The sequence below is a fragment of the Xanthobacter nonsaccharivorans genome (genome assembly GCF_043194755.2).
Taxonomy (GTDB): domain Bacteria; phylum Pseudomonadota; class Alphaproteobacteria; order Rhizobiales; family Xanthobacteraceae; genus Xanthobacter; species Xanthobacter autotrophicus_G.
In genome coordinates this window covers 3,542,763-3,557,225 of sequence record NZ_CM195526.1, presented here as the reverse complement: position 1 = coordinate 3,557,225, position 14,463 = coordinate 3,542,763, and the positions used below count along the sequence as shown (strand labels likewise).

13 protein-coding genes are annotated in these 14,463 nt (G+C 68.5%); 11 read left to right on the top strand and 2 right to left on the bottom strand.

Annotated elements, in window-relative coordinates:
• Nucleotides 1-65: 65 nt before the first annotated feature.
• The 3 genes from V5F59_RS16295 (at nt 66) to V5F59_RS16285 (ending at nt 2,373) form a co-directional block, all read left to right on the top strand.
• Entirely contained in the window at nt 66-443 is a 378-nt protein-coding gene (locus V5F59_RS16295; RefSeq protein WP_393976258.1) for a VOC family protein, read from the top strand.
• Between the two features lie 53 nt (nt 444-496).
• Complete coding sequence (locus V5F59_RS16290) at nt 497-901, top strand: SRPBCC family protein (protein ID WP_393976257.1); 405 nt, start codon at nt 497-499, stop codon at nt 899-901.
• Nucleotides 902-1,221: 320 nt separating this feature from the next.
• Nucleotides 1,222-2,373, top strand: a complete 1,152-nt coding sequence (locus V5F59_RS16285) for an ABC transporter substrate-binding protein (protein ID WP_393976256.1) — start codon at nt 1,222-1,224, stop codon at nt 2,371-2,373.
• 55 nt (nt 2,374-2,428) lie between these two features.
• Here V5F59_RS16285 and V5F59_RS16280 read toward each other — a convergent pair whose 3' ends face one another.
• Nucleotides 2,429-3,109, bottom strand: a complete 681-nt coding sequence (locus V5F59_RS16280) for a TetR/AcrR family transcriptional regulator (protein ID WP_393976255.1) — start codon at nt 3,107-3,109, stop codon at nt 2,429-2,431.
• A gap of 167 nt (nt 3,110-3,276) precedes the next feature.
• Here V5F59_RS16280 and V5F59_RS16275 point away from each other — a divergent pair, with 167 nt between their 5' ends.
• The 8 genes from V5F59_RS16275 (at nt 3,277) to V5F59_RS16240 (ending at nt 12,381) form a co-directional block, all read left to right on the top strand.
• Nucleotides 3,277-4,836: an acyl-CoA synthetase gene (locus V5F59_RS16275; protein ID WP_393976254.1), complete on the top strand. Its 1,560-nt coding sequence runs from the start codon at nt 3,277-3,279 to the stop codon at nt 4,834-4,836.
• Nucleotides 4,833-5,996, top strand: a complete 1,164-nt coding sequence (locus V5F59_RS16270; RefSeq protein WP_393976253.1) for a thiolase C-terminal domain-containing protein — start codon at nt 4,833-4,835, stop codon at nt 5,994-5,996. The genes V5F59_RS16275 and V5F59_RS16270 overlap by 4 nt, the downstream gene beginning before the upstream one ends.
• 33 nt (nt 5,997-6,029) lie before the next feature.
• Complete coding sequence (locus tag V5F59_RS16265) at nt 6,030-6,824, top strand: enoyl-CoA hydratase/isomerase family protein (protein WP_393976252.1); 795 nt, start codon at nt 6,030-6,032, stop codon at nt 6,822-6,824.
• Between the two features lie 171 nt (nt 6,825-6,995).
• On the top strand, nt 6,996-7,250 hold the full coding sequence (locus tag V5F59_RS16260) for a Zn-ribbon domain-containing OB-fold protein (RefSeq protein ID WP_393976251.1): 255 nt from the start codon (nt 6,996-6,998) through the stop codon (nt 7,248-7,250).
• A 117-nt stretch (nt 7,251-7,367) separates the two neighbouring features.
• Complete coding sequence (locus tag V5F59_RS16255; protein WP_393976250.1) at nt 7,368-8,264, top strand: branched-chain amino acid ABC transporter permease; 897 nt, start codon at nt 7,368-7,370, stop codon at nt 8,262-8,264.
• Nucleotides 8,265-8,276: 12 nt separating this feature from the next.
• The gene (locus tag V5F59_RS16250; RefSeq protein ID WP_393976249.1) at nt 8,277-10,031 is read left to right on the top strand and encodes a branched-chain amino acid ABC transporter ATP-binding protein/permease; all 1,755 of its coding nucleotides are present in this window, start codon (nt 8,277-8,279) and stop codon (nt 10,029-10,031) included.
• Nucleotides 10,028-10,735: an ABC transporter ATP-binding protein gene (locus V5F59_RS16245; protein ID WP_393976248.1), complete on the top strand. Its 708-nt coding sequence runs from the start codon at nt 10,028-10,030 to the stop codon at nt 10,733-10,735. The genes V5F59_RS16250 and V5F59_RS16245 overlap by 4 nt, the downstream gene beginning before the upstream one ends.
• A 284-nt stretch (nt 10,736-11,019) precedes the next feature.
• On the top strand, nt 11,020-12,381 hold the full coding sequence (locus tag V5F59_RS16240; RefSeq protein WP_393976247.1) for an RsmB/NOP family class I SAM-dependent RNA methyltransferase: 1,362 nt from the start codon (nt 11,020-11,022) through the stop codon (nt 12,379-12,381).
• A gap of 45 nt (nt 12,382-12,426) precedes the next feature.
• Here the strand turns inward: V5F59_RS16240 and V5F59_RS16235 are convergent, their stop codons facing one another.
• Nucleotides 12,427-14,460, bottom strand: a complete 2,034-nt coding sequence (locus V5F59_RS16235) for a YgiQ family radical SAM protein (protein ID WP_393977042.1) — start codon at nt 14,458-14,460, stop codon at nt 12,427-12,429.
• Nucleotides 14,461-14,463 lie beyond the last annotated feature (3 nt).

Genomic DNA, 14,463 nt, shown 5'->3' with positions numbered 1-14,463 from the left:
TCCCAAGCGCACAGCGGCCTCGCCCCATACCCATGGCTCATCCCCCGAGCAGCGAGGATCCAGACATGTTTGACCACATCTCCATCGGCGTGAAGGATGTAGAACGCAGCAAGGCGTTCTACGACGCAGTGCTGGCGCCCCTCGGCCATCGCTGCCTCAGCGCGGACGAGGGCGCCCTCGGCTATGGTGCCGACCGCGTGTCCTTCTGGGTCCTCGCCAGCACGGCACCGGTTCCACCAGACGACGCCTCCGGCCTTCACCTTTGTTTCGCCGCTCCCACCCGCCGGAGCGTGGATGCTTTTCACGCCGCGGCGCTCGGTGCCGGTGGCCTGGACAACGGCCAGCCGGGCACCAGGGCGGATTACGGCCCAACCTATTACGCGGCCTTCGTGAAGGACCCCGATGGCTATCGCATCGAGGCCTATTGCGGCACATCCGCGTAAGCCATTCCGCGAGCATGCCGCTTCAACACTCTTGAGAACGATGGTGGTATCTCATGGCAACGATTCAAAAGGAAATTCTCACCGGTGCCCCGGCCGATGAGGTGTGGGACGCGATCCGCGACATCGGCGCCCTGCACACGCGTCTCGTGCCGGGTTTCGTCATCGACACGCGCCTGGAGCCGGGCGAGCGCGTCGTCACCTTCTTCAACGGCGCTACGGCACGAGAGCGCATCGTTACGCTGGACGAGGAGAAGCGGCGGCTCGTCTGGGCCGCCGAGGCCCCCTTCCTGAGGCACTACAACGGTTCTGCCCAGGTGTCCGAGCGGGGCCCACTTACCTGCGTCCTGTGGACGGCGGACTTTCTGCCCGATGACGCTGCGACCGTGGTCGGTCCGCTGATGGAGGCGGGGGCCGAGGCGATGAAGACCGCCCTGGACAAGCTGATGCGGAGGGCGTGACGGCCCCCGGCGTCCGCGCGCAGCTCCGACGCGGGCGAGGGAAGGCACGGCGCAACGGCCCATGCTGGTTACAGGTCAATCCAATGCTTGAGTATTTTGGATGGCTGCAAAACCCACTGGCCTGAGTGCTCCGATGTGCCGAGCTCGCCATCCCACGCCCAATGCGGACAGCCGCAGCCCCCGAGCGGTTCCCCCCTTGCGGAGCGCAGCACGATCCGATACCCCTACTAAAAAGGATATAAAACTTACTCACGAGTTTTGTGGCTGCCTTGAGCCGCGGAGCCGAAGAGCAATGGTGGGGAGGAACGGATATGGTTCGGATGGGATCGGGAAGAGGTGCGCTGCTCGCGGGCGTCGGCACGGCGCTGGCTCTGGTGCTTGCGTCGGGGGGCGCCGCGCGGGCCCAGGCGCCGGTGAAGATCGGTGTGGTGGAAGGCCTGAGCGGGCCGCCGGCCATCGTCGACTTCGGCGAGAGCTACCTGCAGGGCGTCAAGCTGGCGCTGGAGGACTACAAGGCGAAGGGCGGCAAGACGCCGATCGAGCTCGTGGTCTATGACGACGAGGCCAATCCCCAGCGCGCCGTCTCGGTGGTCCAGCGCCTTATCCAGAACGACGGCGTCGCCGGCGTCATAGGCACAGTGTCGAGCGGCAACGTGATGGCGTTTGCTCCGGTGCTGCAGCGTGCCGGCGTGCCGCTCATCGCCGGGCCTGCCGCCGCGACCGACATCACCACCAAGTTCATCGACCAGAAGCCGAGCTTCATCTTCCGCTGCTCGATGATCGAGAAGTACCAGATCGATGCGATCCTCGACTGGGCCGTGAAGAACTACAAGAAGATCGGGCTCCTGCACTCCACCACCGGCTACGGCAACTTCGCCGCCCAGGAGGCCACCGCCGGCCTCAAGGCGCGCGGCGTGACCCTCGCCGCCGTGGAGGCGGCCGCGCCGGGGGTCAACGACCTGACGCCGCAAATGATCAAGATGCGCGACGCGGGCGCCGACCTCATCCTGCATTTCCACGAGTCGTTCGAGCTGCCCTATCGCCCGCTGCCGCGGCTGGATTATAAACCCGTCTTCGCCGGCAACTGGGGCCTGTCGTCCCTGAAGGTGAAGGACATCGTCGGCGTCGAAGCCATCCAGGGCACCGCCATGGGGCAGGCGCTGGACCTCTCCGATCCCAAGGCGCAGGCCTTCAACAAGCGGATGACGGAGAAGTACGGCAAGGAGTATCGCTGGCCGGTGGTGGCCGCGCTCGGCTACGACGCGGGACAGATCATGTTCGCGGCGGTGGACAAGGTCGGCAAGTCCGACCCGGCCAAACTGCGTGATGCCATCGAGGCCATCGACGGCGTCCAGGCGGTCTCGGCGACGCCGGCGAAGCCGTTCGGCCCGAACGACCACGAATGCCTTGGCCAGGGCGACATCTTCCTCGGCATCTGGAAGGGCGACACGGTGGTGCCCGCGCCGAAGTAGGATGGCCTCTCTGCCGCCGGATCGCGGACGGTCCGGCGGCGGGCAGGGGAGGGGATCAGGCCTGAGGCTTCGCCTTCGCGCGCTGGCGCTTGGGCGCAGCTGGCGCGGCGAGGCCCGAGATCAGCAAGGCGGCGAAGCTTTCCATGATCTCCTCCGGGGTATTCGGTCCGGAGTCGCGATACCAGGCCGGAATCCAGTTCACCACGCCGAGGGCGAACAGGCTGGCCAGCTTGGGGTCGCAGGGGCCGACGGAGCCGTCTGCCACCCCCAGCGCGATCAGATCCTTTGTCGCGTGGCTGATGCGCTTGCGGCGGGCGACGACCTTCTCACGGTCCTCCGGCGTGAGCGAATCGACATCGGTGAGCACCGGGCAGTTTCCGAGGTCGCCGAAGATGCCTTCCATGTAGCGCCGCAGGTAGACGATGAGCTTCTCCAGGCCGGTCCCGTCATGGGCGGCGGCCAGCGCCAGGCCCGCCTCGCCATTGTCCATGGCCACCTGGTGGCAGGCGTAGAGCAGCTCCTGCTTGCTCTTGAAATACTGGTAGAGCGTCGGCTTCGACACGCCGAGAACAGATGCCACGTCGTCCATGGATGTATTGGCGAAGCCCCGGCGGTTGAAAGCGGAGGCGGCCACGCGCAGCACTGCCTCGCGCTTGCGGCGGCGCTGCTCGTCTCGGTCGAAGGCCGCGCGCCCCGGCGCAGGGGCACGGATCGCCGTGGTGGGAGTGTCACTCATGAACTGGCGCATCCTGCTTGGGACGACCGAAGGATGGACACTCCGGGATCGACATCCGGGAAGCGCGGCCTTCGGAACAAAAACCGACGGACATGCTTGCACAAAACTCGTAAAACAGCTAGCCTGACTCATCAGTAAATATAACTACTAAATAGTAGGGAGGGCCGATGAGCATCGCCACGCTCATCCTGCAGACCGCACGACGCCTGCCGGACAACCCCGCAATCACCGACGCCGACGGAACCCTGACCTACGCCGCCTTCGCCGAGCGCTCCGCGCGCGTGGCCGGCGGGTTCAGGGGGCTCGGCCTCGCGCCCGGCGCCCGCGTGGTGCTGTTCATGGAGAACACCGGCGCCTTCTTCGAATGCCTCATGGGCTGCTGGATCGCCGGGCTGTGCGCGGTGCCGGTCAACGCCAAGCTCCACCCCCGCGAGGTGGCGGGCATCGCCGCCGACGCGGGCGCCGAGGCCCTCGTGACCACCCGGGGCCTTGCCGGCGGGCTCTCCGCGGAGGTCGCCTCGATCGCTCATCTGCGCACGGTCATCTGCGCCGGAACGGCGGACTACGACCGGCTCGCGGGCGCCGCGCCGATCGCCTGCGCAAATGCTGCGCCGGACGAGCGCGCGTGGCTGTTCTACACCTCGGGCACCACGGGCAAGCCCAAGGGCGCCATGCTCAGCCACCGCAACCTGCTGGCCATGAGCCTTGCTTATCTGGCGGACATCGATCCGGTGGATGCGGACGACACCCACATCACCTGCGCGCCCGTCTCCCACGGCGCCGGTCTCTACAGCCTGCCCTTCCTGCTGAAGGGCGGACGGCAGGTGGTGCTGCCGGGCTTCGACGTGGAGGATGTGCTGGCGGCCATCGCGCGCTACCGGAAGGTGAGCTTTTTCGCGGCCCCCACCATGCTGACGCGCCTGGTCAATCACCCGGCGACGCTCACCGCGGACCTGACGAACCTCAAGACCATCTATTATGGCGGCGCGCCCATGTACGTCGCCGACCTCAAGCAGGCCCTGCGCATGCTTGGCCCGAAGCTGTGCCAGATCTTCGGCCAGGGCGAATCGCCCATGACCATCACCGCGCTGCCCAAGGCGCTCCATGTGGGCCCCGACGGCGCTCCCGCCGCGGACGAGGTGCTCGGCTCCTGCGGCTATCCGCGCACCGGCCAGGAGGTGCGGGTGGTGGACGAGGACGGCCGCGACCTGCCGTCCGGCGAGGTTGGCGAGGTCATCACCCGCAGCGACTGCGTGATGGAAGGCTACTGGAACAATCCCGCCGGCACGGCGGCCGCCCTGCGCGACGGCTGGCTCTACACCGGCGACGTGGGAAGCCTGGACGGGCAGGGCTATCTCACCCTGCGCGACCGCTCCAAGGACCTCATCATCTCCGGCGGCAGCAACATCTATCCGCGCGAGGTGGAGGAGGTGCTGCTGCGCCACGAGGGCGTGCTCGAGGTGTCCGTCATCGGCGCCCCCCATGCCGACTGGGGCGAGGAGGTGGTGGCGTTCGTCGCCGTGCGCCCCGGCGCCAGCGTCGATGCGGCCGAGCTTGACCAGCTGTGCCTCGACAACATCGCCCGCTTCAAGCGGCCCAAGCGCTACCGCTTCGAGGCGGCGCTGCCCAAGAACAACTACGGCAAGATCCTGAAGACCGAGCTGCGCCGCCGGCTCGCCGAAGACCTTGCCGGGGACCCCGCCGAGAACAAGGGAACCGTATCGTGAGGCCCGTCTTCGTCGCCGGCATCGGCTCCTCCGCCTTCGGTCGCCATCCGGGAACTTCCATCGAGGCCCTCGCCATCCGCGCGGCCGATGCGGCGATCCGCGAATCCGGCCTCGACCGCGGCGACATCGGCGCGCTCTATCTCGGCAATTTCGTCGCCGGCCCGCTGCTCGGGCAGGAGGTGCTGGCGGGGCTGGTGGCGGATGGGCTCGGCCTGCCGCAGATTCCCTGCACCAAGGTGGAGGGCGCCTGCGCCTCCGGCGGCATCGCCTTCCGCCACGCCTTCCTCGCGGTCGCGAGCGGCATGTGCGACATGGCGCTGGCGGTGGGCGCGGAGAAGATGACCCATGCCGACACGGCGGCCGTCACCTCGGCGCTCAACTGCGCCATGGACTTCCGCAGCGACGGGGTGAGCGGGCTCACCTTCCCGGGCCTGTTCGGCCTCGCGTGGCGGCTCTATGAGGAGCGCTACGGCGCGACGCGGGACGATATCTCCGCCGTCGTCCGCAAGAACAAGGGCAACGGCCTCAGGAACCCTCTCGCCCAGATGGGCGCAGACCTTTCCGTCGAAGAGATCGGCGCCGCCCGCCTCATCTGCGATCCGCTGCGCCTCTTTGACTGCTGCCCGGCGAGCGACGGCGCCGCCGCCGTCCTCCTCGTCGCCGGCGACCGGCTGCGCGATGTCCTTCCCCAGCCGGTCGAGGTGCTGGCCTCCGCCCAGGCGCGGGGCAGCGCGCGCATCGCCGGCCATCCCGATCTGTGCACCTTCGAGGCGACGATCGCCGCCGCGCAGGCCGCCTATGCCCAGGCCGGCATCTCCGCGGACGACGTGAGCTGCGTGGAGCTGCACGACTGCTTCTCCATCGCCGAGATCATCGACGGCGAGGACCTCGGCCTGATGCCGCGCGGCGCGGGGGCCGCCTATGCCGCCGAGGGCCGCACCGCGGTGGACGGCGACCGGCCCATCAATGCCAGCGGCGGGCTGCTCGCCAAGGGCCATCCGGTGGGCGCGACCGGCCTCGGCCAGATCTACGAGAGCGTGCTCCAACTGCGCGGCGCGCACCCCAACCAAGTGAAGGGCGCGAAGGTCGCTCTCACCCACAATCTAGGCGGTACCGGCGTCGCCTGCACCGTCAACATCCTGCGCTCCACTGGCGCCTGACCGCGCGCCCCTCCCACAGCATCGGAAGAACCCATGGGCGACATTCGCTGCGACCGCCACGGCAAGGTCTGGCTCATCACCATCGACCGTCCGTCCGTCATGAACTCCCTCGACTTCGCCGCCAATGATGAGCTGGTGGAGGCCTTCCGCGCGTTCGACCGCGACGACGGCGCCCACGTGGCTGTGGTCACGGGCGCGGGCGACAAGGCCTTCTGCGCCGGCGCCGACCTCAAGACCTATACGGTGAACTTCGCCCGCACCTCGGCGCCGGAGTTCCGCACCCGCTACACCAACGGTCCGGGCTTCGGCGGCATCACCCGCACCCTGGAGATCGACAAGCCGATCCTCGCCGCGGTGAACGGCTTCGCCATCTCGGGCGGGTTCGAGCTGGCGCTCGCCTGCGACCTGAGGTTCTGCGCGCCCAATGCGGAGTTCGCCCTCCAGGACGCCAAATGGGGCTTTCACGCCTGCGACGGCGGCCTCATCCGCCTGCCGCAGATCGTCGGGCTCGGCCATGCCATGGAGATCATCCTTTCCGGGGACCGGGTGAACGCTGAGCATGCGCTCCGCATCGGCCTCGTCAACCGCATCGTGCCGGCCGAGGAGCTGGTGGCGTTCACGCTCGACTATGCGCAGATGCTGGCGAAGCGCTCGCCGCTCTCCCACCGCTTCGCCAAGGACGTGATGCGCCGCGCCGTCGGCATGCCGCAGGGCGAGGCGCTGCGGCTCGAGTCGCGCTCCTTCTTCGACCTCGGCCAGAGCCACGACATCGTCGAGGGGACGACGGCATTTCGCGAGAAGCGCGAAGCCGATTTCCAGGGCCGCTGAGACCATCACCCCCGACACTTCTGCCACCGCCGCGCCTGCCACCGGGATCACCACACGCCGATGCCTTCCAGCCTTTCCTCCGCGCCTTCCATCGAGATCCTGCGCTGCGCCGCGTGCGGCCAGCTTGATCCGGGCCCGCGCGAGCTCTGTCCCTCATGCCACAGCCCCCGCATGGAGCCGGCAACGGTCGCCGGGGACGGCGTCCTTGTCTCCTGGACGCTGGTGCGCCGTCCGCCCACGCGCTTCCAGGCGGACGGGCCCTATGCCGTCGCGGTGGTCGATCTCGATTGCGGTGTACGCCTGACCGGCCGGCTGGCACGCACACCGGAGACCGAGGCCGACGCGCCGCCCCTCGGCGCCCGCATGCGCTTCTGCGGCGGCAGGACCGGCATGGCCATGTTCGCGCCTGAGGCAGAAGCGGGCTGAGATGCAGAGGAAACAGGCCGGCGCAAGACCGGCCGCGACCCACCTTCCGGGAGACAGCATGCCGACCAGACCATCCGCCTTGCATCCCAGCGTCCCGCCCGGCGGCGGAGGTGCACCGTGACGCTGCTCAACTTCTTCCAGCTGCTCGTCAGCGGCATCGCCGTGGGCGCCATCTACACGCTCACCGCCAAGGGCCTGTTCATCACCCACCTCGCCACCCACCGGCTGAACTTCGGCCAGGGGGATTTCCTGATGGTGGGCGCCTTCGCCTCCATCGGCATGCTCGCCGCCGGGGTGCCGGCGCCGCTCGCGGTGCTGGGCGTGCTCGTGATCATGGGGGTTCTCGGCTATCTCTTGGAGCGGTTCGCCATCCGGCCGCTCGACCGGCTGGGCGACCGCGCCGGCGCCTATTCCTGGGTGCTCACCACCGCGGGATCGGCGCTCATCCTCCAGAACCTGGTGGAGCTCGGCTTCGGCAAGTCCGCGCAATATGCGCCGCCCCTGTTCTCCAAGACCCGCGACAACGTCATCAACATCCTCGGCGTCGGCATCTTCTTCGAGGAGGCGGCGATCATCGTCACCGCCTTCGTGGTGGTCGGCGCCTTCTACTGGTTCCTGTTCGGCTCGCGCTGGGGGAAGGCGGTCTATGCGGTCGCGTTCAATCCCGAGGCTGCGTCCCTGTTCGGCATCGACGTGCGCGGCGTGGTGGTGCTGGTGTTCGTGCTCGCCGCGCTGATGGCCGGCATCTCCGGCGTGCTGGTGGGGCCGCTGGTGTCGGTGCATCCGCACATGGGGCTGATATTCACCATCAAGGCGCTGGCGGTCGCCGCGGTCGGCGGGTTCACCAATCCGGTCGGCATCCTCATCGGCGGCCTGCTGTTCGGCGTCGCGGAAGCGTTCTCCAACTATTGGGACAGCGCCTTCGGCGATCTCTACCCGCTGCTGTTCGTCATGGCCCTCCTCGCCGTCCGTCCCTCCGGGCTGTTCGGCGAGCGACGCGCCGACGTGCGCTGAGGAGGCTTGATCATGCCCCGCATCCCGCGCCTCGCCGTCTACGGCCTTGCCGCCGCGGCCATCGCCGTCTTTCCGCTGGTCGCCCCCAACCCCTTCTTCGTCCATGTGGGCCAGACCTTCGCCTATACGGCGATCGCCGTGATCGGCCTCAACATCCTGCTGGGGCTCTCCGGGCAGATGTCGCTCGGCCACGGCGGGTTCTATGCCGTGGGCGCCTACGTCTCCGCCATCCTCGCCACCACCTACGGTTGGCCGCTGACGCTCTCCATGGGGCTGGCGCTCGCCGCCAGCCTCGTCGCCGGGCTCCTCGTGGGGGCGGTGGCGCTGCGCACGCGCGGGCTCTATCTCGCCATGGCGACGCTGGCCTTCGGCTTCATCGTGGAGATCGTGGCCCAGCGCTGGGTGACGGTGACTGGCGGCACCATGGGCCTCATGGGCGTGCCGCAGATCGACTTCGGCAACTTCCGCATGGGGCCGACCTATTTCTTCTGGTTCGCCGCCGGCGTGCTGCTGCTGGTGCAGATCGCCAGCGACTACGTGTTCGGCTCCTCCATCGGCCGCCACCTCAATGCGGTGAAGGAGAGCGAATCCTTCGCCGCGACGGTCGGCCTCAACGTGCCGCTGTGGCGCATCGGCGTGTTCGCGGCGAGCGCGGGGCTGGCGGGGCTGGCGGGCGTGCTGTTCGCCCACCAGAGCGGTTTCGTCTCCTCCGATGCCTTCAACATCCGTCTCACCATCTCGCTGCTCATCGCCACCGTCATCGGCGGCCTCGGGCGCTCGGCGGGGCCGCTGCTCGGCACGGCGATCCTGATCGGTATCGCCGAGGCCATCGCCGCCGTCCACGACATCGGGCTCATGCTCTACGGCGGCATCCTGCTGGTGGTGCTGCTGCTGTTCCCCGAAGGCGCCATCGGCCTGTTCGGCCGGCGTCGGGCGAAGCCGGGCGTCGCGGCGGATGGGGTTCCCGCCTTCCATCCCGTCCTGGCCGCGCGCGGCCGCACCGGGGGGCGGCTCGAGGTGGTGGGCGTCACCAAGAGCTATGCCGGCGTCGTGGCGCTGCGCGACGCGACGCTCTCGGTCGAGCCCGGCACGGTCCATGCGCTCATCGGGCCGAACGGCGCGGGCAAGTCCACCTTCATCAACGTGGTCGCCGGGCTCTACGCCCCGACCGCCGGGCGCATCCTCATCGGCGGCGAGGACGTCACGCGCCTGCCGGCGCACCGCCGCGCCCGCCTCGGGCTGGTGCGCACGTTCCAGAACCTCCAGCTCATCCAGGGCGTGAGCGTGCTGGAGAACGTGATGCTGGGCATGGAACGCCGCCGCGGCCTCGTCGGCGACGTGCTCGACTTCCTCGGCGGCGCCGGGCACGAGGCGCGCGAGCGGGGCGAGGCCGCTTCCATCCTCGCCTTCCTCGGCATCGGCCACCTCGCGGACATGAGCCCCAAGGACCTGTCCTATGGCCACCGCAAGCTGGTGGAGCTGGCGCGGGCCATCGCCCAGAAGCCCGCCATCCTGCTGCTGGACGAGCCGGTGGCGGGCGTGAACCCGCAGGAGGCGCGCGAGGTCGCGCGCATCGTGGCGAAGCTCAGGGATGCCGGCATCAGCGTGCTGCTGGTGGAGCACAACATGGAGTTCGTGATGGGCCTCGCCGACCGGGTGACGGTGCTCGATTTCGGCAACCGCATCGCCTGCGGCACGCCGGCGGAGGTGCAGAAGGACCCGAACGTCATCCGCGCCTATCTCGGCGCCGTGGAGGATGCGGCATGATCGAGGTCGAGAAGATCGAGGTCGCCATCGGCCCCGTCGGCATCCTGCACGATGTCTCCCTGCGCCTCGCGCCGGGGCGGCTGGTGACGGTGATCGGCGCCAACGGCGCGGGCAAGACGACCCTCCTGCGCACCCTCTCCAACATCGTGGCCCCGCGCGCCGGCACCATCCGCTTCGACGGGCGGCCGACCGCCGGGATCAAGCCCCACCTTCTCGCCCGCGCCGGGCTGGTGCACGTGCCGCAGGGCCGCCAGATCGTTCCCAACCTCACCGTGCGGGACAATCTGGTGATGGGCGCCGACCGTGTGGCCGGTCTCGACGCCGACGCGATCGCGCAGGGGCTGGAGCGCGAGTTCGCCCGCTTTCCGGTTCTGAAGGAACGCCAGCACATCCTTGGCGGCAATCTTTCCGGCGGCGAGCAGCAGATGCTCGCGGTGAGCCGGGCGCTGATGATGCGGCCGAAGGTGCTGCTGCTCGACGAGCCCTCCCTCGGCCTCGCCCCGCAGGTGGTGACGACCATCCTCAAGGCGCTGCGCGGCCTCGCCGACGGCGGCCTCGCAGTGCTGCTGGTGGAGCAGCTCGCCTTGCTCGCGCTTGACACGGCGGATGAGGCCCACGTGCTTCAGCGGGGGCGCGTCGCCCTGAGCGGGCCGGCGCACGAGCTGCGTCGGGACCGGGCGGTGATCGAGAGCTATCTGAGCTAGAAGAGTGTCCCCATAGATCCGCGTAGCGGGTTTTGTCGTCTTTCAAGCTCCGAAGCCGGGAGCCTGAAAGATGCGCCGCCACGAACTGACCGACGAGGAATGGGGGATTATCGCGCCGCTTCTGCCGGACAAGGTTCGGGGCGTCGCGCGATAGCGGCGTTTCGGGATGGGGCCTTGCCGATGCGGTCGAGCCTGATCGCGGTGCGGGGGGCTCACGGTTGCCTCCATGCAGGAGGTCGCCAGAGAGATATGCGAATCAATGGTCAACAGCAGCGCTTTCATCTATGGTGCCGCGCTTTTTCCAGCCTGATCGTCTCTCCGTGACCCCTGCCGCCCGTCTGCAAGCAACTCTCGATCTGATGCATGAAGTCGATCGTGTCGCGCGTCCCGCCGATGCTGTCGTCTCGGCGTGGTTTCGAGCCCGTCGCTATATCGGCGACAAGGATCGTGGCCATATTTCTGATCTGCTCTACGCACTATTGCGGCATCACGCTCGCATAGACTGGTGGTTGACGAAGCACGGACGCCCGGACGCGCCGCGCAACCGGCTGCTGGCATGGCTGGCGCTCGATGGGGGCAAGCCCTTGGGGCGCACGACGCCGGATCAGGTCCATGGCCTGTTCAACGGTGGAAAATTCGCGCCTGCCGTCCTGAAGGATCACGAGCGCGCGCTGCTGGTGAAATTGCAGGGCTGCCCCATCGACCATCCCGCCATGCCGGACGAGGTGCGCGTTGAATGTCCATCCTGGGCGGTCGACCCCTTGCGGCGCCGTTTCGATGACGCTTTCGGGCGCGAGATGGCCGCGCTTCTGACCCCAGCCCCGCTCGATCTGCGCGTCAATCCGCTCAAGTCCACGCGCGAGGACGTGCTGCATGGGCTGCGGGATCTCGGCCTGCGGGCCGAGGCGTCTCGCATGGCGCCTTACGGCATTCGCGTGGCAGAGCGTCCCTCGCTGGCCAGCCTGCCGATGTTGAAAAGTGGCGAGGTGGAGATACAGGACGAGGGCTCGCAGCTTGTCGCCATGCTGGTTGACGCGCGGCCGGGCGAACGCGTGGTCGATTTCTGCGCCGGGGCCGGCGGCAAGACGCTGGCCATAGCCGCGCAGATGGCCAACAAGGGCCACGTCATCGCCTGCGACGTGCTGGACAGCCGCTTGAAGCGTGCCGCCGAGCGGTTCCGGCGTGCAGGGCTGCACAATATCGAGACCAGGCTCCTGGCCAGCGAAACCGACCGCTGGGTGAAGCGCCACAAGGCTTCCTTCGATCGCGTGCTGGTCGATGCGCCGTGCAGCGGCACCGGCACGTGGCGGCGCAATCCCGACGCACGCTGGCGCGTGCTGGGCCTCGGGCTGGATAATCTCCTGCCGCTGCAGGCGCGTATTCTTGCGAGCGCGGCACGGCTGGTGAAGCCCGGCGGGCGGCTCGTCTACGCCACATGCTCCATGCTGACCGAGGAAAACGAGGAGCAGGTGGCCGCCTTCCTTGCGGCGCATCCTGCCTTTCATGTGGTGCCGCTGGGCGAGGTCGCGCCGCAGCTGACTGGCTCGGCGCATCCGGACTACTTGTCACTGACGCCGGCGCGCCACGATACCGACGGTTTTTTCGCGGCTGTCATGCAGCGTGAGGCCACGCCAACGCCCGAGTAAGTGCGGGTGCGGGCCTCGGCAGGGGACGCCTGTCCGCCCGAACGTTCACTTGTTTCGCAAGGGCACGCCCTTCGTGGTGAAGCGTTGCGTCCCGCCCGTGCGGCGCACGGGCCGTGGCGTGCCGGCGGCCTTGCCGGTTCCGGGCGGCTGGTGCGCCGGCACGAGCTGGTCCGGGCGTGGGCCGATCAGATCGGCGCGGCCCATCTGCCTCAGCGCCTCGCGCAGCAGCGGCCAGTTGTCGGGATCATGGTAGCGCAGGAACGCCTTGTGCAGCCGGCGCTGCCGCAGCCCCTTCACCGTCACGACCTTGTCGCTTCCCCCGTGCCGCACGCCCCGCAGCGGATTGACGCCGGTATGGTACATGGCCGTGGCCGTGGCCATGGGAGAGGGCAGGAACGTCTGTACCTGATCGGCGCGGTAGCGGTTCTTCTTGAGCCAGAGCGCGAGGTTCATCATGTCCTCGTCGGTCGTGCCCGGATGCGCGGCAATGAAATACGGAATGAGGTAGTATTTCTTGCCGGCCTGCTTCACCGCGGCGTCGAACATCTCCTTGAAGCGATCGTAGGTGCCGATGCCCGGCTTCATCATCTTGTCGAGCGGGCCGCGCTCGGTGTGCTCGGGGGCGATCTTCAGATAGCCGCCGACGTGATGGGTCACCAGCTCCTTGATATATTCGGGGCTCTTCACCGCCAGGTCGTAGCGCACGCCGGACGCGACCATCACCCTCTTGACCCCCTCCACCTCGCGGACCTTGCGATAGAGGCGGATGAGGTCGTCGTGCGAGGTGTTCAGGTTCGGGCAGATGTCGGGGAAGACGCAGGATGGCCGCCGGCAGGCCGCCTCGATCTTGGGGTCCTTGCAGGCCATCCGGTACATGTTGGCGGTCGGCCCGCCGATGTCCGAGATCACGCCCGTGAACCCCGGTGTCCTGTCCCGGATCTGCTCGATCTCGCGCAGGATCGAGTCTTCCGAGCGGTTCTGGATGATGCGGCCCTCGTGCTCGGTGATGGAGCAGAAGGTGCAGCCGCCGAAGCAGCCGCGCATGATGGTCACCGAGAACTTGATCATGTCCCAGGCCGGGATCTTCGCATCGCCATAGGAGGGATGCGGCGCGCGGGCGTAGGGCAGGTCGTAGACGGCGTCCATCTCGGCGCTGGTCAGCGGGATCGGCGGCGGGTTCAGCCAGAGGTCGCGGTCGCCGTGGCGCTGGACGAGCGGGCGCGCATTGCCGGGATTGCTTTCCCGGTGCAGCACGCGCGAGGCGCGGGCATAGGCCTCGCCATCCTGCTCGACCTGCTCGTAGGCTGGCAGCCGGATCACGGTGTCGCCGGGGCGGCGGGCCGCGCCCTCATCGGCGGCGTCGAGATCGTCGGCGTGCAGCTCCGTATAATGGTCTGGCACGCGGCGGAACAGCGCGACGCCCCGGATGGAGTTCAGATCGCGGGGCGGCTCACCGGCGGCGAGACGGTTCGCCACCTCGACGATGGCGCGCTCGGCATTGCCGTAGACGAGCAGGTCCGCCTTGGCGTCCGCCAGGATCGAGCGGCGCACCTTGTCGGACCAGTAGTCGAAATGGGCGATGCGGCGCAGCGACGCCTCGATGCCGCCGAGCACGATCGGCACGTCCTTGAACGCCTCGCGGCAGCGTTGCGTGTAGACGATGGTCGAGCGGTCCGGCCGTCGGCCGCCCTCGCCGCCGGGGGTGTAGGCGTCGTCGTGGCGCAGCCGGCGGTCCGCCGTGTAGCGGTTGACCATGGAGTCCATGTTGCCGCCGGTGACGCCGAAGAACAGCTTCGGCTTGCCCAGCGCCTTGAACGGTTCCGCCGACTGCCAGTCGGGCTGCGCGATGATGCCGACCCTGAAGCCCTGGGCTTCCAGAAGCCGGCCGATGATGGCCATGCCGAAGCTCGGATGGTCCACATAGGCGTCGCCGGTTACCAGCACGATGTCGCAGGCGTCCCAGCCGAGCGCCGTCATCTCGGCGCGGCTCATGGGCAGGAACGGCGCCGCCTTGCCGGAAGGCGGGCGGTGGCAGGACAAGGAACTCAAGGGTTTCTCGGCGGCGGCTTGGGGATCCATGGC

Coding starts and splice junctions, on each gene's coding strand:
- V5F59_RS16295 (WP_393976258.1), top strand. CDS start 66: ATGTTTGACCACATCTCCATCGGCGTGAAGGATGTAGAACGCAGCAAG.
- V5F59_RS16290 (WP_393976257.1), top strand. CDS start 497: ATGGCAACGATTCAAAAGGAAATTCTCACCGGTGCCCCGGCCGATGAG.
- V5F59_RS16285 (WP_393976256.1), top strand. CDS start 1,222: ATGGGATCGGGAAGAGGTGCGCTGCTCGCGGGCGTCGGCACGGCGCTG.
- V5F59_RS16280 (WP_393976255.1), bottom strand. CDS start 3,109: ATGAGTGACACTCCCACCACGGCGATCCGTGCCCCTGCGCCGGGGCGC.
- V5F59_RS16275 (WP_393976254.1), top strand. CDS start 3,277: ATGAGCATCGCCACGCTCATCCTGCAGACCGCACGACGCCTGCCGGAC.
- V5F59_RS16265 (WP_393976252.1), top strand. CDS start 6,030: ATGGGCGACATTCGCTGCGACCGCCACGGCAAGGTCTGGCTCATCACC.
- V5F59_RS16260 (WP_393976251.1), top strand. CDS start 6,996: ATGGAGCCGGCAACGGTCGCCGGGGACGGCGTCCTTGTCTCCTGGACG.
- V5F59_RS16250 (WP_393976249.1), top strand. CDS start 8,277: ATGCCCCGCATCCCGCGCCTCGCCGTCTACGGCCTTGCCGCCGCGGCC.
- V5F59_RS16245 (WP_393976248.1), top strand. CDS start 10,028: ATGATCGAGGTCGAGAAGATCGAGGTCGCCATCGGCCCCGTCGGCATC.
- V5F59_RS16240 (WP_393976247.1), top strand. CDS start 11,020: ATGGTGCCGCGCTTTTTCCAGCCTGATCGTCTCTCCGTGACCCCTGCC.
- V5F59_RS16235 (WP_393977042.1), bottom strand. CDS start 14,460: ATGGATCCCCAAGCCGCCGCCGAGAAACCCTTGAGTTCCTTGTCCTGC.